The organism is Pseudomonas sp. Colony2 (assembly GCF_019382755.1).
In the GTDB taxonomy this organism is placed as follows: domain Bacteria; phylum Pseudomonadota; class Gammaproteobacteria; order Pseudomonadales; family Pseudomonadaceae; genus Aquipseudomonas.
Genome location: NZ_CP080030.1, coordinates 3,659,108 through 3,679,973, shown reverse-complemented (window position 1 = coordinate 3,679,973; position 20,866 = coordinate 3,659,108). Strand labels below are relative to the sequence as shown.

Here is a 20,866-nt window from a genome sequence, read left to right as displayed (position 1 = left end):
GCCTATAGTTCTTTCACCGCCGCAGCGCCCCACGGGCCGTTGCGAAATCCAGTCGTAGATTGAGGTGATCATAATGAATAGCGAATTCAAGCCTGACGTGGCCGATACCCAACCGCAGCACCTGCTCGATGCCGAATACTTTGAATACAGCAAGGCCGCCAATCCCATCAGCGCGAACCTGATCACGCGCATTCCCTATCACAGCTTCCCGGCCTCGCTGTACGACAGTGGGCCCTCTCGGGTAGTGCCGCTGGACCTCAGCGATGCCTTGGGTTGCGAAGGTCCGGCCACCGGTCCGGGGCTGTGTGCGAACTTCATTCGCCTGAACGCCGGCGATACGCTGGAACTGCACCCCAACGCCACCTCACAGGTGTTTTATGTCATCGCCGGGCAGGGCAGTGTGGTTCAGGGCGCGCACCGCATCGACTGGACCAAAGGCTGCTTCATTGCGCTGCCAGGTCTGCAGCAAGCGCGGTTCAGCGCATCAGAGGATGCGCGCCTGTATTACGTCCACGATGAGCCGCTGTTGCGTTACCTGGGCGTGATCCGCAGTGCCGATCGCTTCGTGCCGACGCTGTATCCCGCGGAGCTGGCCAACGCAAAACTGCGCGAAGCGGCCGATGATCCCCGCGCCCAGGACCGTAGCCGTATCAGCATCCTGCTGGGCAATCGCAACTTCCCGCAGACTCGCACCGTGACCCATGTGCTGTGGGCGATGTACGGCATCCTGCCGCCGGGGTCGATTCAGAAACCCCACCGACACCAGTCGATTGCGCTGGATTTCATCATTGATTGCCCCAAGGGCTGCTATTCGCTGGTGGGCACCGAACTGGACGCCGATGGGCAGATCCGCAACCCGGTGCGGGTCGACTGGTCGCCGGGCCTGGCGTTCGTGACGCCGCCAGGTTACTGGCATGCCCACTTCAATGAGTCCGACACGGAAGCCTTCCTGATTCCGATCCAGGATGCGGGGCTGCAAACCTATCTGCGGTCGCTGGATATCCGCTTCAGCTGAGACGTTTCCAGTGCGGTGTTTCGCCCAGTTGCTCGACGATAAAGTCGATGAAGCACCGCACTTTGGAAGACACGATGCGCTTGGGTGGATACACGAACCACACCGCCGATTCACGGCCTGCGATGCGGATATCCCACTCAGGCAACCACACCAGCAACTCGCCGGTTTCAATGGGTTTGGCTACCAGCCAGTCGGGGAGCAAGGCAAATCCCAGGCCCTGTTGTGCGGCGATCAATTGTGCGTCCAGGTCGTTGATCCGGATGCTGTCTTTATGCACCAGCGGTGACACCTCATGCCCGTTGGCAAATGCGCTGTCAGCCGCCCCCAGAATCGCCGGCATGGCAGCCAGGTCGGCAGCGTTGACCGGCGCCGGATACTCCCGGCAAAACCCCGGGCTGGCCACCAGCCGGTAGCGCTCATCGCAAATCTTGCGTGCCTTCAACGTGGAATCCGCCAGGGTGCCAATGCGGATCGCCAGGTCCGCGCCGGCATGAATCAGGTTGACGTAGCTGTCGTCCAGCACCAGTTCCAGCTTGATCTGCGGGTAGCGGGCCAGGAAGGCATTCAAGGTGGGAAGGATATGGTGACGGGCAAAGGCGGGCGGCAGGTTGAGCTTGAGCACGCCCCGTGGTTGTTCGTTCAGCGCGGAGGTGGCGGCCTTGGCTTGTTCCAGCTCGTCCAGCACCCGGCGTGCGTGCGTCAGGAATGTCTGGCCACCCTCGGTCAGGTGCAGCGTACGGGTAGAGCGGTTGAACAAGGCGATGCCGAGGTCCTGTTCAAGGTCCTTCACGTAGCGGGAAACCGTGGAGGCCTTGATGCCAAGCCGGTCGGCGGCGCGGGAGAAGTTATTGCCCTCGGCGGCTTCGACAAAGGCGGTTAACGCAGCGAAGTAATCCAAGGGCGGCCTCGACTTGACGGTGGGTTGCCTGGCGCTACAGCGGCGTCAGCACGTTCATCACGGTGTCCAGCGCGACCCGGGTATCGTCCAGTTGCACCAGGGAGGCATGCCGCGCGCCGAGGGCGTCACGGTTCTTGATCGCGGTGAGGATCGCTTTGTGCCGGGGCAGGCTGAGGCCCTGGATGTCGGGGCGACGGTTGGTGATGTTGATGGACTCGCGAAGTGGCAGCGACAGCATATTGCACATGTAGGCCAGCAAGTCGTTGCGGGTCGCATCGGCAATCGCCCGGTGGAAGTCCAGGTCGGCCTGCAGCAACGTTTCGTGGGTATTGGCGGTTTCCATGCCGAGGTAGGCTTTTTCGATGGTGGCGATGTCGGCGTCGGTGGCGGTGGTCGCGGCCATCGCGGCGATTTCCGGCTCGAGGATCCGGCGCACACCGGCCAGGGTGTTGAAAAACTCGCTGTGGGGTGTCGACTGCATCAGCCAGGTCAGCACGTCCGGGTCCAGCAGGTGCCACTGCACCCGTGGGCGCACCACGGCGCCAACCTTGGGCTTGGAAATCACCAGGCCCTTGGCGCTGAGCACCCGAGTCGCCTCACGCAATACCGAGCGGCTGACCTTGTACTCCTCGCACAAGGTGGCCTCCATGGGCAATCGTTCTTCCGGCTTGAAGCGTCCGGAAACGATGTGCATGCCCAAGTCCTGAACGATTTGGGCGTGCATGCTCTTGCGCGGCTTGGTCGGCTGCTGATCCATAACAGGGAGGCTACTCTGGCGAAATACGCGGCATCATAGCATTGCTCCCGTCCCAATTAGTGGGAATGACGCGGCACTTCGGCGCCACGGCAGCCCACCAGGAAGTCGAAGTCGCAGCCCTGGTCTGCCTGTAATACGTGGTCGATGTACAGCTGCCGGTAGCCTCCGACAATCAGCTGCTCGGGCGGCGCAAGGTCGGCCATGCGGGCCGCCAGTTCGGCGTCCGGGATGTCCAGGTGCAGGCGGCCATTGGCGCAATCGAGTTCGATCCAGTCGCCTTCCTTGACCGTGGCCAACGGGCCGCCGGCCGCCGCTTCCGGCGCCACGTGCAACACCACGGTGCCGTAGGCCGTGCCGCTCATGCGCGCATCGGAAATCCGCACCATGTCGGTCACGCCCTGGGCCAGCAGTTTGGCCGGCAAGCCCATGTTGCCGACTTCCGCCATGCCCGGATAACCCTTGGGCCCGCAGTTTTTCATCACCAGGATCGAGTTGGCATCCACGTCCAGTTCCGGGTCGTTGATCCGTGCCTTGTACATGTCGAAGTTCTCGAACACCACGGCACGCCCGCGATGCTGCATCAGTTCGGCACTGGCAGCCGAGGGCTTGAGGACTGCACCCAGTGGTGCGAGGTTGCCCCGCAGCACACAAATGCCGCCGTCGGCGCGGATCGGGTTGTCGAGGGTGCGGATCACTTCGTCCTGGCCGTAGATCGGCGCTTCCCGTGTGTTTTCGCCGAGGGACTTGCCGTTGACGGTCAAGGCATTCGGGTGCGGGATCAGGTTGGCCTCACCGAGGCGTCGCAGCACCGCCGGCAGGCCGCCAGCGTAGTAGAACTCCTCCATCAGGAAGCGCCCGGACGGCTGCAGGTCGACGATAGTCGGCATGCCACGGCCCATGCGGGTCCAGTCGTCCAGGTCGAGCTCGACGCCGATGCGTCCGGCGATGGCTTTCAGGTGAATCACCGCGTTGGTCGAGCCGCCGATGGCTGCGTTCACACGAATCGCGTTTTCGAAAGCCTCCTTGGTCAGGATCTTCGACAGCTTCAGGTCTTCGCGCACCATCTCCACCGCACGCATGCCGGACATGTGCGCCAGTACATAACGCCGCGCATCCACCGCGGGAATCGCCGCGTTGTGGGGCAGAGAAGTGCCGAGTGCTTCGGCCATGCAGGCCATGGTCGAGGCGGTGCCCATGGTGTTGCAGGTGCCTGCCGAGCGGGACATGCCGCCTTCGGCCGCGAGGAAATCGTCGAGGGTAATGGTGCCCGCCTTGACCTGTTCGCTGAGCTGCCACACCACGGTGCCCGAGCCGATGTCCTGGCCCTTGTGCTTGCCGTTGAGCATCGGCCCGCCGGTGACGACGATCGCCGGCACGTCGCAACTGGCGGCGCCCATCAGCAGCGCCGGGGTGGTCTTGTCACAGCCGGTCAGCAGCACCACGCCGTCGATGGGGTTGCCGCGAATGGCTTCCTCCACGTCCATGCTGGCCAGGTTACGGGTGAGCATCGCGGTGGGGCGCAGGTTCGATTCGCCGTTGGAGAACACCGGAAATTCCACCGGAAAGCCACCGGCTTCGATCACGCCGCGTTTCACATGCTCGGCAATCTGGCGGAAGTGCGCGTTGCAGGGCGTCAGCTCCGACCAGGTATTGCAGATCCCGATGATCGGTTTGCCGTGGAACTGATGATCGGCAATCCCCTGGTTTTTCATCCAGCTGCGGTACATGAAGCCGTTTTTATCGGCGGTACCAAACCAGCTTGCGGAGCGCAGGACGGGCTTTTTCTCGGACATGGCTGACTCTCTTATTGTAAGACTATATTGATCCATTCTCGGCTTAACATAGGCGTAAATTCGGGCGTTTGGAAGTGTTGTTGATTAAATAGTATTACTATATAGTCAGATTCAACGAGGCCTGGCCCTGGCGGTTTTCCGCGAGAGGCGACCCGAAACGCTCTATAAAAATAACAATCGGAGACCGCTCACATGAGCCAGGAACAGCGGCTGATACGTCGCATCACGCTGAAACTGATTCCCTTCCTGATCTTGCTGTACCTGATTGCCTACGTGGATCGCTCGGCCGTGGGCTTCGCCAAATTGCACATGGGCGCGGATGTCGGCATCGGCGATGCGGCGTATGGGCTGGGAGCAGGGCTGTTCTTTATTGGCTACTTCCTGCTGGAAATCCCCAGCAACCTGATGCTCGACCGTTTCGGCGCGCGGCGCTGGTTCGCACGAATCATGGTGACCTGGGGCGCGATTACCATCGGCATGGCATTCGTCCAGGGCCCCCACAGTTTCTATGTGATGCGCTTTCTGCTGGGCGCCGCCGAAGCCGGGTTCTTCCCGGGTGTCCTCTACTACATCACCCAATGGTTCCCGGTGAGGCACCGCGGCAAGATCCTCGGGCTGTTCATCCTGTCCCAACCCATCGCCATGATGATCAACGGCCCCGTGGCGGGCGGCTTGCTCGGCATGGACGGGATACTCGGCCTGCACGGCTGGCAGTGGTTGTTCATCGTCATCGGCACCCCGGCGATCCTGCTGACCTGGCCGGTGCTGCGCTACCTGCCGGATGGGCCGCAACAGGTGAAATGGATGGACCAGGCGGAGAAGGCCTGGCTCACCGGCGAGCTGGCCAAAGACCTGCAAGCCTACGGCCAGACCCGGCACGGCAACCCGCTGCATGCGCTGAAGGACAAACGCGTGTTGCTGCTGGCGCTGTTCTACTTGCCGGTGACCTTGAGCATTTATGGGCTGGGCCTGTGGCTGCCGACCTTGATCAAGCAGTTTGGCGGCAGCGACCTGACCACCGGGTTTGTGTCGGCAGTGCCCTACATCTTCGGGATCATCGGTTTGCTGATCGTCCCGCGCAGTTCCGATCGCCTGAATGATCGCTACGGTCATCTTGCCGTGCTCTACGTGTTGGGCGCCATCGGCCTGTTCCTCAGCGCCTGGCTGACAGTGCCGCTGTGGCAACTGGCAGCGCTGTGCCTGGTGGCGTTTGCGCTGTTTTCTTGCACGGCGGTGTTCTGGACCTTGCCGGGACGTTTCTTTGCCGGCGCGAGTGCAGCGGCGGGCATCGCCTTGATCAACTCGGTGGGCAACCTCGGCGGCTACATCGGGCCGTTCGTGATCGGCGCCCTCAAGGAGTACACCGGCAACCTTGCGTCGGGCTTGTACTTCCTGGCGTGCGTGATGCTGTTCGGGGTGGTGTTGACCGCGGTGGTCTATCGGTTGCTGGAGCGCAGGCACGTGCTGCCGCCCGATCAGTTCGCCGCCAGCGCCCGTGGCGCCACGCGTACTTAATTGGCAATCAGGAGAACACTCATGGGGTTAGTGCAGTTTGAATTGAACAACGGCGAACGCCGAGTGGGCGTGGTCGACGGCGATCAGGTACGCGAGGTGCGGGCCGCCCGCACGGTACGCGACCTGGCACTCGCCGCCATCGAGGCTGGCGTCACCTTGCAACAGCACATAGACCACCTCGGCCTGGCCGAGAGCCACGACTACGCCAAACTGCTGGCCGCGCAGAAGATCTTGCCACCGCTGGATCACCCGGACCCGGCCCACACGCTGGTCAGCGGTACCGGCCTGACCCACCTGGGCAGTGCGTCGGCGCGGGACAAGATGCACCAGAACGCCAGTGACGAAAGCGCGATGACCGACAGCATGCGCATCTTCAAATGGGGCGTGGAGGGCGGCAAACCGGCTGCTGGCCAGGCCGGTGTGCAGCCGGAATGGTTCTACAAGGGCGACGGCAGCATCGTGGTGCGTCCGGGCCAGCCATTCCCGTGGCCAGCGTTTGCCGAAGACGCCGGCGAAGAGCCGGAAATCGCCGGGCTGTATGTGATTGGTCACGACGGCAAGCCGTATCGCCTGGGCTACGCGGTGGGCAACGAGTTTTCCGACCACGTGATGGAGCGCAAGAATTACCTGTACCTGGCCCACTCCAAGCTGCGCAGTTGCAGCTACGGTCCCGAGTTGCGCCTGGGTGAACTGCCCCGGCACCTGGCGGGCACCAGCCGTATCGTGCGCAATGGCGAGGTGTTGTGGCAGCACGAATTCCTCAGTGGCGAAGCCAACATGTGCCACAGCCTCGAAAACCTTGAATACCACCATTTCAAATACACCCAGTTCCTGCGCCCAGGTGACGTGCATATCCATTTCTTCGGCACCGCCACCTTGTCGTTTGCCGACGGCATTCGTACCCAGCCAGGCGATGTGTTTGAAATCAGCCAGGCCGAATTCGGCGCGCCATTGATCAACGGCATTGCCGTGGCCAACAGCGGCGTGGCACCTGGCGGCATAGGCACCCTTTGAAGGAGACAGGCATGACCCGGATTTGTGGCCACAACTACATCGGCGGCCAGCGCAGCGCTGCCGGCAGCATCACCCTGCAGAGCATCGACGCCACCAGTGGCGAGGCATTGCCCTTTGATTTCTACCAGGCGACCGCGCAGGAGGTCGACGCCGCGGCCAACGCCGCCGCTCAGGCTTACCCGGCTTATCGCAGCCTGAGCGCGCAGCATCGTGCGTCGTTCCTGGAGGCGATAGCCGATGAACTGGACGCCCTGGGCGATGACTTTGTCGCCCTGGTCTGCCGCGAAACGGCGTTGCCCGCCGGGCGTATCCAGGGTGAGCGCGGTCGTACCAGCGGCCAGATGCGGTTGTTCGCCAAGGTACTGCGGCGCGGTGATTTCTACGGCGCGCGGATCGACCAGGCGCTGCCGGATCGCCAGCCCTTGCCGCGCCCGGATCTGCGCCAATACCGCATCGGCCTGGGGCCGGTCGCGGTGTTTGGGGCGAGCAATTTCCCCCTGGCCTTTTCCACTGCCGGTGGCGACACCGCCGCCGCGCTGGCGGCCGGTTGCCCGGTGGTGTTCAAGGCCCACAGCGGCCACATGGCCACCGCCGAGCGGGTCGCCGATGCGATCATGCGGGCGGCCGAGCGCACAGGTATGCCCGGCGGCGTGTTCAACATGATCTTCGGCGGCGGTGTGGGGGAAGCGCTGGTCAAGCACCCGGCGATCCAGGCCGTGGGTTTCACCGGCTCGCTCAAAGGCGGCCGGGCGTTGTGCGATATGGCGGCGGCACGCCCGCAACCGATCCCGGTGTTCGCCGAGATGTCCAGCATCAACCCGGTGATCGTCTTGCCCCAGGCCCTGCAAACCCGGGCAGACACCATCGCCCGCGACCTGGTCGCCTCGGTGGTGCAGGGGTGCGGCCAGTTCTGCACGAACCCGGGGCTGGTGATCGGGATTGCCTCGCCAGCGTTCACAGGCTTCACCCAACAGGTCGCCCAACTGATCGGCGGCCAGCCCGCGCAAACCATGCTCAATGCCGGCACCTTGAACAGCTACGGCAAAGGCCTGCACACGCTGCTGGCCCATCCTGGCATCGAGCACCTGGCGGGCCAGACGCAAACCGGCAATCAGGCGCAGCCACAGCTATTCAAAGCGGACGCCAGCCTGCTGATCAACGGCGATGAAGTGCTGCAGGAGGAAGTGTTCGGCCCCACCACGGTGTTCGTGGAAGTCGCCGACCAGGCCCAACTCGCTGCGGCGTTGCACGGCCTGCACGGCCAATTGACCGCGACGATCATCGGCGAGCCGGCGGATTTCACCCAGTTCGGCGAGTTGACGCCGCTGCTGGAGCAAAAGGTTGGCCGCATCCTGCTCAACGGCTACCCCACGGGCGTCGAGGTGTGTGACGCGATGGTCCATGGCGGGCCGTATCCGGCGACTTCGGATGCCCGTGGCACTTCCGTGGGCACCCTGGCGATCGAGCGTTTCCTGCGACCTGTGTGCTTTCAGAATTACCCTGATAGCCTGCTCCCCGACGCGCTGAAGAATGCCAACCCGTTGCGCATTCAGCGTCTGGTAGATGGGCAGCCGTCGCGCGACGCGCTGTAACCGGTACCACCTGAAAACAACAAGAAAGCAGGAGGTTTCATGTCGTGGACCGCAGTCACACCGCACCGGGCTCGGCTGGGCGAAGGGCCGTTCTGGGATGTACCGGGCCAGGCCTTGTATTGGGTGGACATCATCGGCCAGCAGGCCTTGCGCCTGCAGGGCGGGCAATTGCACACCTGGCAATTGCCTGAGCCGGTCTCGGCGTTTATCCCGTGCGCCAGCGGCGATGCACTGGTGACCCTGAGCAGCGGCGTGTATCGCCTCGACCTCGATTCGACGCCGAGCGATCCACGCCTGACCTTGCTTTGCGTCGCCGATCCGCAACCGGGCAACCGTGCCAACGAAGCCCGCTGCGACGCCCAGGGCCGGCTGTGGCTGGGCACCATGCAGAACAACATCGGCGAGCACGGTGAAGACTTGCCGGTGCTGCGACGTTCCGGCGGCCTGTTCCGGGTCGATACCGACGGGCAGGTCACGCCGTTGCTGCAAGGCCTGGGGATTCCCAACACCTTGCTGTGGAACGACACCGCCACCCACGTGCATTTCGGCGACAGCCTGGACGGCACGCTCTATCGATACCCGATGACTGAACAGGGCCAGCTCGCACCTGCGCAAGTCTGGTTCGGGCCTCACTCCCGGGGTGGCCCGGACGGCTCCGCCATGGACGCCGAAGGCTATATCTGGAACGCGCGCTGGGACGGCAGCTGCCTGCTGCGGCTGACGCCGGACGGTGAAGTTGACCGGGTCATCGAATTGCCGGTCAGCCGTCCCACCAGTTGCGTGTTCGCAGGCCCCGACCTCAAGACCTTGTACATCACCAGTGCCGCCAGCCCGCTGGATCACCCGCTGGACGGTGCGGTGCTGGCCATTGAGGTCGATGTGCCGGGGAAAATCTGCCACCGCTTTGCAGGATAACCAACAGGCTGTTTAACGCACTCAAAAACAACAACAAGGAGTCACCCTATGAATCGTCGTCGTGGTATCCGTTCCCTGTGCTGCGCCGCTGTGGCGGTGTCCGCCGTCGGCCTGAGCAGCCTGTTGCTGGCGGCCGAGCCGGTAAAGATCGGCTTTCTGGTCAAGCAGGCGGAAGAGCCCTGGTTCCAGACCGAATGGGCCTTCGCCGAAAAGGCCGGCAAGGACAAGGGCTTCGAGGTGATCAAGATCGCCGTGCCCGACGGCGAGAAAACCCTCTCGGCCATCGACAGCCTGGCGGCCAACGGTGCCAAGGGTTTTGTGATTTGCCCGCCGGACGTGTCCCTCGGCCCGGCGATCATGGCCAAGGCCAAAGCCAACGGCTTGAAAGTGATCGCCGTGGATGACCGTTTTGTGGATGCCAAGGGCAACTTCATGGAAGACGTGCCTTACCTGGGCATGGCCGCGTTTGAAGTGGGCGAGAAGCAGGGCAGTGCCATGGCCACTGAAGCGAAAAAACGTGGCTGGGATTGGAAGGACACCTATGCGGTGATCAACACCTACAACGAACTCGATACCGGTAAAAAGCGCACTGATGGCTCGGTCAAATCACTGAAGGCTGCGGGTATTCCGGATGACCACATCCTGTACGCAGCCCTCAAGACCCTCGACGTCCCCGGCAGCATGGACGCCACCAACTCGGCGCTGGTCAAGCTGCCCGGCGGCGCGAAAAACCTGATCATCGGCGGCATGAATGACAACACCGTGCTTGGCGGCGTGCGCGCCACCGAAAGCGCCGGGTTTGCGGCGGCGAATGTCATCGGCATCGGCATCAACGGCACCGATGCCATCGGCGAATTGAAGAAAGCCAACAGCGGCTTTTTCGGCTCGATGCTGCCCAGCCCGCACATCGAGGGCTACAACACCGCGAGCATGATGTTCGAGTGGATCACTACGGGTAAGGAGCCGCCGAAGTACACCGCGATGGATGAGGTGACGCTGATCACCCGCGAGAACTTCAAGCAGGAGCTGCAAAAGATCGGTCTGTGGAACTGAAGACCGCTGACGTTTCCCGGCAGCCCTGCTAACGGCGGTACTGTGGGAGCTGTCGAGCTTCAGCGAGGCTGCGATAGCGGTAGGTCAGGCACCTTGGATATTGATAGTGCCGATGTCATTGCAGCCTCGCCAAAGCTCGACAGCTCCCACAGGTTTAGTCAGCAGAGAATTTCAGCACGGTATTCTGCGTGTAGGTCTGGCCAGGATCGAGACGGGTAGAGGGGAAGCTCGGCTGGTTGGGGCCGTCGGGAAAATGCTGGGTTTCCAGGGTGAACGCACTCCAGTGGGCGTAAGGCTTGCCACCCTTGCCCTTGATCGTCCCGTCGAGGAAGTTGCCGGTATAGAACTGCACGCCAGGCTCGCTGGTATACAGCTGCAAGCGGCGGCCGGACTGCGGGTCACGAACGTCGGCGGCCAGTTTGCCGATATCACCCTTGGCATCCAGCACCCAGTTGAAGTCAAAACCACCTTGTTTAGGTTCGGCGAATTTCAGCTGGGGATGATCGTCCTTGATGTGCTGGCCGATGGCAGTGGGCTTGAGAAAGTCCATCGGCGTGCCGGCGACCGGGGCCAGTTCGCCGGTGGGAATCAGGGTGCTGTTGACCGGGGTGTAATGGCTGGCATGCAGGGTGGCGACTTGCTTGAGCACATCACCGCTGCCGGCGCTGGCGAGGTTGAAGTAACTGTGGTTGGTGAGGTTCAGCACCGTGGGTTTGTCGGTGGTGGCCTTGTAGTCGATGTGCAGTTCGTTCTTGTCGTTGAGGCTATAGGTGACATCGACTTTCAGGTTGCCGGGGAAACCCATCTCGCCGTCCTTGGACAGGTAGCTCAGGGTCACGCCCACCGAATCGTCCTGCTTGACCGGCTGGGCTTTCCACACATGCTTGTCGAAACCTTGCGGGCCGCCGTGCAGCGAGTTCGGCCCGTCGTTGAGGGGCACTTGATAGCGTTTGCCGTCCAGTTCAAAGCTGCCCTTGTCCAGGCGGTTGCCAAAACGGCCGATGGTCGCGCCGAAGAACGCGGTACCGGCCTGGTAGCCCTGGACGTCATCGAACCCCAGCACCACGTCGGCGAACTGGCCGTGTTTGTCGGGTACTTTCAGCGACTGCAAGACCGCGCCATAGGTGATGACCGTGGCTTGTACGCCATGACTGTTACGCAACACATACTGCTCGACGGCGGTGCCGTCATTGGTTTTGCCGAAGGGTTTGTGTTCGCTGGACAAGCCAGCCGCCTGAGCGCCCAGGCTGGCCACCGCCAGGGAGAGGCCAAGGCCGGTAAGCAGGAATCGGGATTGCCGCATGACTGAGCTACCTTTATTGTTGTTAATTAAATAGTTCTACTATTTATTCGGCTGCAGGGCTGATTTATAGCCAATATCGCAAAACATGCAATATAAAATAAGACTAAATACAGCGGAGTGACTGCCCCATGAACACTGAAAAACAGCCCGGCGCGCAGGCGATGTACCCGGACCTGCGGGATAAAACCGTGCTGATCTCCGGCGGTGCTTCCGGGATAGGCGAGGCCATGGTGCGTGCCTTCGCACGCCAGGGTGCCAAGGTAGCCTTCGTGGACCGGGCGCAAGGGCAGGGCGACCGATTGGCGGCGATATTGTCGGCCGAGGGCCATGCCGTCGAATTCGCCCATTGCGATATCACCGACGAGATCGCGTACAAGGCCGCGATAGCGTGCCTGGCGCAGAGCCTTGGACCGATCGACGTGCTGGTGAACAATGCCGCCAATGACGTTCGGCACAGCCTGGATGAAATCGACTCGGAGCGGTTCGACCAACTGATTTCGGTCAACCTGAAGCACGGGTTTTTCGCGGCCCGGGCCGTGGTGCCGATGATGAAGGCCGCAGGCGGTGGGTCGATCATCAACCTGGGTTCCATCGGCTGGATGATGGCTTCCAGCGGCTACCCGGTATACGCCGCCAGCAAAGCCGCCGCCCACGGCATGACCCGGGCCCTGGCGCGGGAGCTTGGGCCCAGCCGTATCAGGGTCAATACGCTGGTGCCGGGCTGGGTGATGACCGAGAAACAACTGGCGATGTGGGTGGATGACGCGGCCCGGGAGTTGATCGCCCGCAGCCAGTGCCTGCCGGGCAGTGTGGAGCCGGAACATATCGCCAATATGGCGCTGTTCCTGGCCTCTGATGTATCGGCGATGTGTACCGCACAGAACTTCATTGTGGACGGTGGGTGGGTCTAGGCCGGGGAAGGGTCGCCATCCCGAATGCAACGAATCGCCGCCCGGGGCCTCATACAGTAACGAACGGTGGCTCATATGCAGCCACCGCAACCGACTACTTCATGGGTGCAGGTGATTGATTTATGACGGACGCCGATAAGAAACATGTGGCCTGGCTGGTGGAACAATCGATGCTGCATGCCGCCAAGCAGCGCGCCAGGCTGTACTCGGGGCAAGGCCGGTTGTGGCAACAGCCGTATGCCCATACCCGGCCCCGTGATGCTTCGGCCCTGGCATCGGTGTGGTTCACGGCCTATCCGGCGTCCATCGTCACCCGCGAGAACGGCAGCGTACTGGAGGCCCTGGGCGATGAAACCTTGTGGCACGCGCTGTCGAAAATCGGCATCCAGGGCATTCACAACGGTCCATTGAAACGCTCGGGCGGTCTATCCGGCACCGAGCACACCCCCACCATTGACGGCAATTTTGACCGCATCAGCTTCGACATCGACCCGCAACTGGGCACCGAAGCCCAGCTTCAGGCGCTGGCCCGCATGGCCGCCGCGCACAACGCGGTGATCATCGACGATGTGATCCCGTCCCACACCGGCAAGGGCGCGGACTTCCGCCTGGCCGAGATGGCCTACGAAGACTATCCCGGGCTCTACCACATGGTGGAGATCCGCGAAGAAGACTGGCCGCTGCTGCCCGACATCAGCGAGGGCCGCGATGCGCAGAACCTCAGCCCGCAGCAGGTCGACGTGCTCAGGGACAAGCACTACATCGTCGGCCAGTTGCAACGGGTGATCTTCTTCGAACCCGGGGTCAAGGAAACCGACTGGAGCGCGACTGATGTGGTCATCGGCGTGGACGGCAAGCCCCGGCGCTGGGTGTACCTGCATTACTTCAAGGAAGGGCAGCCGTCGCTGAACTGGCTGGACCCGACCTTCGCCGCGCAGCAGATGATCATTGGCGACGCCTTGCACGCCATCGACGTGATGGGCGCAAAGATCCTGCGCCTGGATGCCAACGGTTTCCTCGGCGTGGAACGAAAACTGGAAGGTAACGCCTGGTCTGAAAGCCATCCACTGTCCATCACCGGCAACCAGATCCTGGGCGGCGCGATTCGCAAGGCGGGCGGTTTCAGCTTCCAGGAATTGAACCTGACGGTGGACGACATCGCCGCCATGTCCCACGGCGGCGCAGACCTGTCCTACGACTTCATCACGCGCCCGGCTTACCAGCACGCGTTATTGATGGGCGACACCGAATTCCTGCGCCTGATGCTGCGGGAGATGCACACCCTGGGCATCGACCCCGGCTCGCTGATCCACGCCTTGCAGAACCATGACGAGCTGACCCTGGAACTGGTGCACTTCTGGACGTTGCACGCCCATGACACCTACCTCTATCAGGGGCAGACCTTTCCCGGCGGCATCCTGCGCGAGCATATCCGTGAGCAGATGTACGAACGCCTGGCTGGCGAACACGCGCCGTATAACCTGAAGTTCGTGACCAACGGCGTGTCCTGCACCACCGCCAGCATCATCACGGCGGCGCTGGGCATTCGCGACCTTGAGGCGATTACCCCGGCGGATATCCAGCAGATCCGCCAGATTCACCTGCTGCTGGTGATGTACAACGCGATGCAACCGGGGGTGTTTGCACTGTCCGGCTGGGACCTGGTGGGCGCATTGCCGTTACCGGCGGAGGAGGTGGCCCACTTGATGCTGGATGGCGACACACGCTGGATCCATCGCGGCGCCTATGACCTGGTGGACCTGAATCCGGATGCGGAGCAATCCGCCGGGCAGATGCCGCGTCCGAAAACCTTGTATGGCAGCCTGATCAGCCAGTTGGCCGACCCGGATTCGTTTGCCTCGCAACTGCAAAGAATCCTCGCGGTGCGCCGAGCCTACGACATCGCCGCCAGCCGCCAGATCCTGGTGCCGGATGTGCAGCACCCGGGGCTGTTGATCATGGTGCACGAGCTGCCGGCGGGCAAAGGTACCCAGATCACGGCGCTGAACTTCGGCTCGACGCCGATTACTGAAACCCTGCACCTGCCCGATATTGCGCCCGGGCCGGTGGTGGACATCATCAATGAGCGGGTGGAGGGCGATCTGACACCCGAGGGTGATTTCACCATCACCCTGGATGCGTATGAAGGCTTGGCGCTGCGGGTAGTGATCTGACCCACTGATCCACTGCAGGAGCGAGCAAGCTCGCTCCTACACGGGGACCGGCTGTTCCGCCTCCTGATGGTGCGTGGAGCCAATAAACATATACATCGCCGGCACCATGAACAGCGTCAGCACGGTACCGATCGACAACCCGGCAAAGATCACCAGGCCCATGTCATGCCGTCCCGCAGCCCCGGCACCGGAGGCCCACACCAGCGGCACCACGCCCAGCACCATGGCGGCGGTGGTCATCAGGATCGGCCGCAGACGCACGCCGGCGGCTTCTTCTATGGCCTCGCGCTTGCTGTGACCGGCGCGCTGCAACTCGTTGGCAAACTGCACGATCAGGATCCCGTGCTTGGTGATCAACCCCAGCAACGTCACCAGCCCCACCTGGGTGTACACGTTGATCGAGGCAAACCCCATGGTGATAAACGCCAACGCGCCGAAGAGTGCAGGGGGCACCGAGAACAGGATCACCACCGGGTCGCGGAAACTCTCGAACTGAAACGCCAGGGCCAGGTACACGATCAGGATCGAAAACATCAGCAGGCCGAAGAACCCGCCGGATTCCTGCATGAACTGGCGTGATTCGCCGGAGAAGTCGGAGGTGTAACCCGACGGCGCAATATTGGTCAGAATGGTGTTCAGTTTCGCCAGCAGTTCGCCCTGGGCCACGCCGCTGACGCCCGACAGGGTCGCCGAGTTGAGTTGCTGGAAGTGGTTGATGGATTCCGGCTGGGTCGAGGTTTCGATATGCGCCACGGTGCGCGCCTGGATCATGCTGCCGGATGGCGTGCGAATGTAATAATCGAGAATCTGGTCCGGGTTGAGGCGATCAACCTGCAACACCTGGGGAATCACTTTGTACGAGCGCCCGGCAGTGGAGAAGTAGTTCACGTAGTTGCCGCCCAGTGCCGCGGACAGCGCCGCACCGACGTCGGCCTGGGTCATGCCCAGTGCGGCGATTTTTTCCCGGTCCACCACCAGCTTGGCTTGTGGCTTGTCGAGTTTCAGGTCCATGTCGGAGAAATAGAACAGCTGTTGTTTCTGGGCCTCGGCCACCACGGCCTGGGCGACTTCGTTGAGGTTTTCCACCGAGTCGGTGGTGGTGATCACGAACTGCACCGGCAAGCCCTGGGCGCCCGGCAGCGATGGCAGCGGGAAGGCCGCAATGGTGGCGCCCGGCACCTGGTTCCATTTCTGCTGGAGTTCCAATATCAGTTGGGCCTGGGAGCGCGAGCGGTCGCCCCAGTTTTTCAGCAGCACACCGCCCAGGCCCTGGTTGAGGATAGGCAACCCGGTCAGCTGGAACATCTGCGCGTATTCCGGCTCTTTGTTGGCGATCTGGAAGGCCTGGTCGGCGATGCGCTCCATCTGCTGCGGCGAGGCAGTGGGCGGGCCCTTGATCTGCATGAACACCAGCCCCTGGTCCTCGGTGGGCGACAGTTCGCTTTTGGCGGTCATGCCGCTGGCGGCCACCAGCAGGAACAGCACAAAACCAAACGTCACCAGCACCGGCCATACGTTCAGGCCGCCCGAGAGTACGCGGTGGTAACGGCCCCGCAACCAGTCGAAGTACTGATCGAGCTTGCGGGCAAACCGGCCTTCTTCGTGCCCGGACTTGAACAGCCGGGAGGTCATCATCGGCGAAAGCGTCAACGCCACCACGGCCGACACAGTCACGGCACCCGCCAGCGAGAAACAGAACTCCTTGAACAGCGCACCGGTAAGGCCGCTGCGCAGCCCGATGGGCACGTAGGCCGCGATCAGCACCACGGTCATCGCGATGATCGGCCCACCCAGTTCCCGCGCGGCAACCAGCGCAGCCTCCAGCACGCCTTTGCCTTCTTCCTTGATATGCCGGTCGACGTTTTCCACCACGATAATCGCGTCGTCCACCACCAGGCCGATCGCCAATACCAGGGCAAGCAGGGTCAGCAGGTTTATCGAGTACCCCAGCAGGTACATGATGAAGAAGGTCCCGACCAGCGACAGCGGGATCGCCACCAGCGGCACGATCACCGCGCGGAACGAGCCGAGGAACAGGTAGATCACCACCGACACAATGATCATCGCCTCGACCAGGGTCTTCACCACCTCATAGATCGAGGTGTTGATGAACTCCGTGGAGTCATACACGATCTCGCCGCGTACCCCGGTGGGCAACTGGGATTGCAGCTCGGGGAAGGCCTCGCGCACGCTGTCGGCCACCGTCAGGATATTGGCAGTCGGCGCCGTCTTGATGCCGATGAACACCGAACGCTTGCCGGAAAACGCCACGCTGCTGTCGTAGCTTTCGGCGCCGAGGGTGACGGTGGCCACGTCCTCCAGGTACACCAGGGCATCGCCTTTCTGCTTGACCACCAGCCGCTTGAATTCATCCACCGTGTGCAAGTCGGTCCCGGCCGTCAGGTCGACCGTCACCGTTTGCCCGCGGGTGGAACCGACGGCAGACAGGTAGTTGTTGTTGGCCAGGGCGGTGGACACGTCCTGGGCGGTCACGTTATGCGCCGCCAGTTTGTTCGGGTCCATCCAGGCGCGCAGGGCGAACTGGCGCCCGCCGAGGATTTCTGCGGTTTGCACGCCCTGGATTGAGTCCAGCTTGGGCTTGACCACCCGCACCAGGTAGTCGGTGATGTTGTTGGTGGGCAGGGTGTCGCTGTAGAAACCCAGGTACATGGCGTCTGTGGTCTGCCCGACCGCCACCGTCAGCACCGGTTCCTGGGACTGCGCCGGCAGTTGGTTCTTGACCGAGTTGACCTGGGTGTTGATCTCGGTGAGGGCCTTGCTCGCGTCGTAATTCAGCCGCAGCGTGGCGGTAATCGTCGAGACACCGGTGATGCTCGTTGAAGACAGGTAGTCAATGCCCTGGGCCTGGGCGATGGCCGATTCAAGCGGCTGGGTGATAAAGCCGGCAACGGTGGAGGCGTCCGCGCCGTAGTAGGCGGTAGTGATGGTGACCACGGTATTTTCGGTGCGTGGCCATTGGTTCACCGGCAATTCGAAGATCGAGCGCAGCCCCAGGATCAGGATGAACAGCGAGACGACAATCGCCCAGACCGGCCGCTGGATAAAGGTATCGGTAAGCTTCATGGGACACCTTTAGTGTTCTTGGGGAGTCGGCGCAGGATCGTTCAGCGGCGCGGCGCTGTTATCGACCTTCACCGGCGAGCCATTCTTGAGCTTCATCTGGCCGCTGGTGATCAGCAGGTCGCCTTCCTTCACGCCCGACAGGATCGCCACCTGATCGCCCCGGGTCGGTCCGGTCTTGATAAAGGTCTGTTGCGCGGTGAGGACTTCCTCACCCTTGTCGTTCTTGCTCGATGTGGCAATGAATACCGTGGTGCCGTAAGGGTTGTAGGTCACCGATGTCTGCGGAACGGTGAGGTAGCGCTGTGTCGCACCGGAGTTGACCACGGCGCGGGCAAACATCCCGGGCACCAGGTTCTGTTTGGGGTTGTCGACGGTGGCTTCCACGGTGACATTGCGCGTGGTGGCGTCGAACTGGGTGTCGATGGTGCTGATCTTGCCGGTGAATATTTGATTGGACAGGCCGTCGGCCGTTACCGAAACCCCTTGGCCGATGGCGATGGCCTCCATTTGAGTCTGGGGCACCGTGAAGTCGATGTAGATCGGATCGAAGGTTTGCAGCGTGGCGATCTTGTCGCCGGGGTTGAGGTATTGGCCAGGGTTGACGCTGGTGATGCCGATGCGCCCGGCAAACGGTGCGCGGATGGTTTTTTTCGCCACCAGCGCGCGCTGTTGTTCAGCGGCGGCGACCTTGGATTTGAGGTCGGCGGTGTCAGTGTCCACTTGTGCCTGGGAGATGGCGTTAACCGCCAGTTGCGCCTTGTCACGCTTGAGGACGATCACCGCCAGGTCGGCCGTGGCCTCAAGGGAATGCAGTTGCGCGATGTCCGAGTCGGCATTCAGCTGGACGAGCAGCGCCTGGGCCGCCACCTCTTGCCCGGGCGTGAAGCCGATGGTGCGGACGATGCCGCCCACTTCAGTGGTCACATCCACCCCCCTGACCGCTTTCATTGAGCCCACGGCGCTGACATTCGGTTGCCAGTCGCTGAACGGCACCTTCATGGCCGTGACCACGGAGGCGGGCAGGGGCATTTTCGACTGGGCGATCAGCGCCGAAATCTGCACGAACTTCACCCCGGCAATGATCGCCACAATCACCAGCACCACCACGATCATGATGATCATCGGCCGCCACAGTCGGCGCTTGCGCGGTGCGCCGGGCTCGGTGGGCAGGGGAGAGGCGGTTATGACGTCAGCCATGGATGTTCTCGCTGTTTCAAGAGTTCAGTTCAGTTGAACCGTGCCGAATCGGCAGGCGCTGCCTCGTTCCTGGCCGGCATGATCTCGTTCCACGACGGCAGGCCGAACCGATCAGGCCGGCCCTTGGTGGCAGGGTCCACATCGGCACGGTTCCACCATCCGCCACCCAATGCCTGGAAGAGCGCGGTGGTGTCGCTGTAGCGGGAGGCCTGCGCCCTGACCCGGGCCAGCACGGTGTTCTGGTAGGTTTGCTGGGCCGTGAGCAGGTTGATGTACGCCACGGCACCGAGTTTGAACTGCGCCTGCACCAGGTCCAGGTTGGCTTGGGCAGAGCGCTCGGCCACCACCTGCTGGTTGAGCGCATCGGCATCCGCCTCCAGCGCCCGCAGCGCATTGGCCACGTCCTGGAACGCGCCGATCACCGTGCCACGGTAGCGGGCTGCCGACTCGTCATAGGCGGCCACGGCAGCGCGTTTGCGATGTTCGAGTGCGCCGGCATCGAAGATCGGTTGGGTGATCGACCCGGCTAGGCTCCAGACCCCACTGCCCGCCGAAAACAATTTGGTCCCGCTGGCCACCGTGGAGCCCACCGACCCGGTAATGCTGAACTGGGGCAACTGATTGGCGACGGCCACGCCGATATTGGCACTGGCCTGATGCAGTTGCGCCTGCGCGGAACGCACATCGGGCCGCTGGCCAACGATGGCCGAAGGCAGGCTGAGCGGCAGTTCTTCGGGCAGGTGCAGGGAGGCGAGGTTGAAGCGCTCGTCCCGGTCCTGGTTGGGAAACCGGCCGAGGTAGGCCATCAACTGGTTGCGGGTCTGGGCGAACTGCTTTTGCAGGGGCGGCAAGGTGGCACGGGTTTGCGCCAGCGCGGTCTGCTGTGTGAGCACGTCGGAGTCGCCGATCGCACCCAGCCGGCGCTGCGCCTGCAGGACGTCGAGCTGATCACTCTGTAGCCGAATGATGGTTTCGGTGGCGGCGATCTGGTCGCGTATAGAGGCCAGGCTGACTGCGGTGTTCACCACATTGGAGGTCAAGGTGAGGTAGGTCGCCTCCAACTGGAAGCGTTCGTACTCGGCCTGCGCCGAGGTGGATTCAATTTGCCGGCGCGTGCCGCCGAACACATCCGGGGCGTAGGACACGCTCAGCGACGCCGAACTCACCGTGAGAATCGGCGACTCCGGCAGGCCCGAGGTGACGCCCGATACTTTCTCGCGGGCTTTCTGCACGTTGCCGCTCACCGAGGGAAACAGCGACGCCTGGTCGGCATAGACCAGCTCGTTGGCCTGGCGCAATGCCGCCTGCGCGGCGGTGACATCCGGGTTGGCGCGCAAGGCTTCCTCCACCAGCGCGTTCAGTTCCGGTGAGCGGAACAGCGTCCACCATTGCCCGGGAATATCCATCCCGGCGATCAACCGCTGCGCCGCACCGCCGGTGTCGATATCGGCCTTGGCGGTGGAGGTGAGTTTTTCTCGTGAATAATCGGCGTTCGCCGGCACCTCAGGGCGCGCGAAATCGGGCCCGACGGTGCATCCGGCGATGGCGATGCACAGCAGGCTCAAGGGAGCCAGAAGGTGTGGTGGTCGAAAAAGGGCGCGGCTATGCGCCACTGGTTGCGGTGCCGATACAAGCTGCCGAGGCT

15 protein-coding genes are annotated in these 20,866 nt (G+C 62.7%); 8 read left to right on the top strand and 7 right to left on the bottom strand.

Translation table 11 applies throughout. From position 1 onward, the window contains the following. Positions 1-73 precede the first annotated feature (73 nt). Positions 74-1,015 (top strand): cupin, encoded by a 942-nt coding sequence (locus tag JV201_RS14585; protein WP_008433330.1) that lies wholly within the window; start codon positions 74-76, stop codon positions 1,013-1,015. Here JV201_RS14585 and JV201_RS14580 read toward each other — a convergent pair. From JV201_RS14580 to JV201_RS14570, 3 genes are read right to left on the bottom strand one after another with little or no spacing between them, the layout of a single operon-like run. Next, on the bottom strand, positions 1,008-1,913 hold the full coding sequence (locus JV201_RS14580) for a LysR family transcriptional regulator (RefSeq protein WP_219405586.1): 906 nt from the start codon (positions 1,911-1,913) through the stop codon (positions 1,008-1,010). The genes JV201_RS14585 and JV201_RS14580 overlap by 8 nt on opposite strands. Positions 1,914-1,947: 34 nt before the next feature. Beyond that, on the bottom strand, positions 1,948-2,670 hold the full coding sequence (locus JV201_RS14575; protein ID WP_003217775.1) for a FadR/GntR family transcriptional regulator: 723 nt from the start codon (positions 2,668-2,670) through the stop codon (positions 1,948-1,950). Between the two features lie 56 nt (positions 2,671-2,726). Then, positions 2,727-4,463 carry an IlvD/Edd family dehydratase gene (locus JV201_RS14570; protein WP_008433338.1) on the bottom strand — a complete coding sequence of 579 codons (1,737 nt, stop codon included), beginning with the start codon at positions 4,461-4,463 and terminating at the stop codon, positions 2,727-2,729. 192 nt (positions 4,464-4,655) lie between these two features. Here JV201_RS14570 and JV201_RS14565 point away from each other — a divergent pair, with 192 nt between their 5' ends. Genes JV201_RS14565 through JV201_RS14545 form a run of 5 tightly spaced genes read left to right on the top strand, consistent with a single transcriptional unit; the run spans position 4,656 to position 10,552 of the window. Beyond that, a complete protein-coding gene (locus tag JV201_RS14565; protein ID WP_219405585.1) occupies positions 4,656-5,978 on the top strand; it encodes an MFS transporter in 1,323 nt (440 codons plus the stop codon). 21 nt (positions 5,979-5,999) lie between these two features. Further along, the gene (gene araD1 / locus JV201_RS14560; protein ID WP_102369088.1) at positions 6,000-6,992 is read left to right on the top strand and encodes an AraD1 family protein; all 993 of its coding nucleotides are present in this window, start codon (positions 6,000-6,002) and stop codon (positions 6,990-6,992) included. A gap of 11 nt (positions 6,993-7,003) precedes the next feature. Beyond that, a complete protein-coding gene (locus JV201_RS14555) occupies positions 7,004-8,584 on the top strand; it encodes an aldehyde dehydrogenase (NADP(+)) (protein WP_177069324.1) in 1,581 nt (526 codons plus the stop codon). A gap of 39 nt (positions 8,585-8,623) precedes the next feature. Continuing rightward, complete coding sequence (locus JV201_RS14550) at positions 8,624-9,499, top strand: SMP-30/gluconolactonase/LRE family protein (protein WP_008433346.1); 876 nt, start codon at positions 8,624-8,626, stop codon at positions 9,497-9,499. A gap of 48 nt (positions 9,500-9,547) precedes the next feature. After that, entirely contained in the window at positions 9,548-10,552 is a 1,005-nt protein-coding gene (locus JV201_RS14545) for a substrate-binding domain-containing protein (protein ID WP_219405584.1), read from the top strand. Between the two features lie 154 nt (positions 10,553-10,706). On the opposite strand, the gene JV201_RS14540 is transcribed toward JV201_RS14545, so the two are convergent. After that, positions 10,707-11,855 (bottom strand): aldose epimerase family protein, encoded by a 1,149-nt coding sequence (locus JV201_RS14540; protein ID WP_219405582.1) that lies wholly within the window; start codon positions 11,853-11,855, stop codon positions 10,707-10,709. A gap of 128 nt (positions 11,856-11,983) precedes the next feature. Here JV201_RS14540 and JV201_RS14535 point away from each other — a divergent pair, with 128 nt between their 5' ends. Next, a complete protein-coding gene (locus tag JV201_RS14535) occupies positions 11,984-12,766 on the top strand; it encodes an SDR family NAD(P)-dependent oxidoreductase (protein WP_219405580.1) in 783 nt (260 codons plus the stop codon). 122 nt (positions 12,767-12,888) lie between these two features. Then, the gene (gene treS / locus JV201_RS14530) at positions 12,889-14,940 is read left to right on the top strand and encodes a maltose alpha-D-glucosyltransferase (protein WP_219405579.1); all 2,052 of its coding nucleotides are present in this window, start codon (positions 12,889-12,891) and stop codon (positions 14,938-14,940) included. A 36-nt stretch (positions 14,941-14,976) separates the two neighbouring features. On the opposite strand, the gene JV201_RS14525 is transcribed toward treS, so the two are convergent. The 3 genes from JV201_RS14525 to JV201_RS14515 all read right to left on the bottom strand — a co-directional run bounded on the left by JV201_RS14525 (position 14,977) and on the right by JV201_RS14515 (position 20,786). Then, positions 14,977-18,024, bottom strand: a complete 3,048-nt coding sequence (locus JV201_RS14525; protein ID WP_219405578.1) for an efflux RND transporter permease subunit — start codon at positions 18,022-18,024, stop codon at positions 14,977-14,979. Positions 18,025-18,033: 9 nt separating this feature from the next. Further along, a complete protein-coding gene (locus JV201_RS14520; protein WP_219407178.1) occupies positions 18,034-19,146 on the bottom strand; it encodes an efflux RND transporter periplasmic adaptor subunit in 1,113 nt (370 codons plus the stop codon). Positions 19,147-19,250: 104 nt separating this feature from the next. Then, entirely contained in the window at positions 19,251-20,786 is a 1,536-nt protein-coding gene (locus JV201_RS14515; protein WP_257903222.1) for an efflux transporter outer membrane subunit, read from the bottom strand. Positions 20,787-20,866 lie beyond the last annotated feature (80 nt).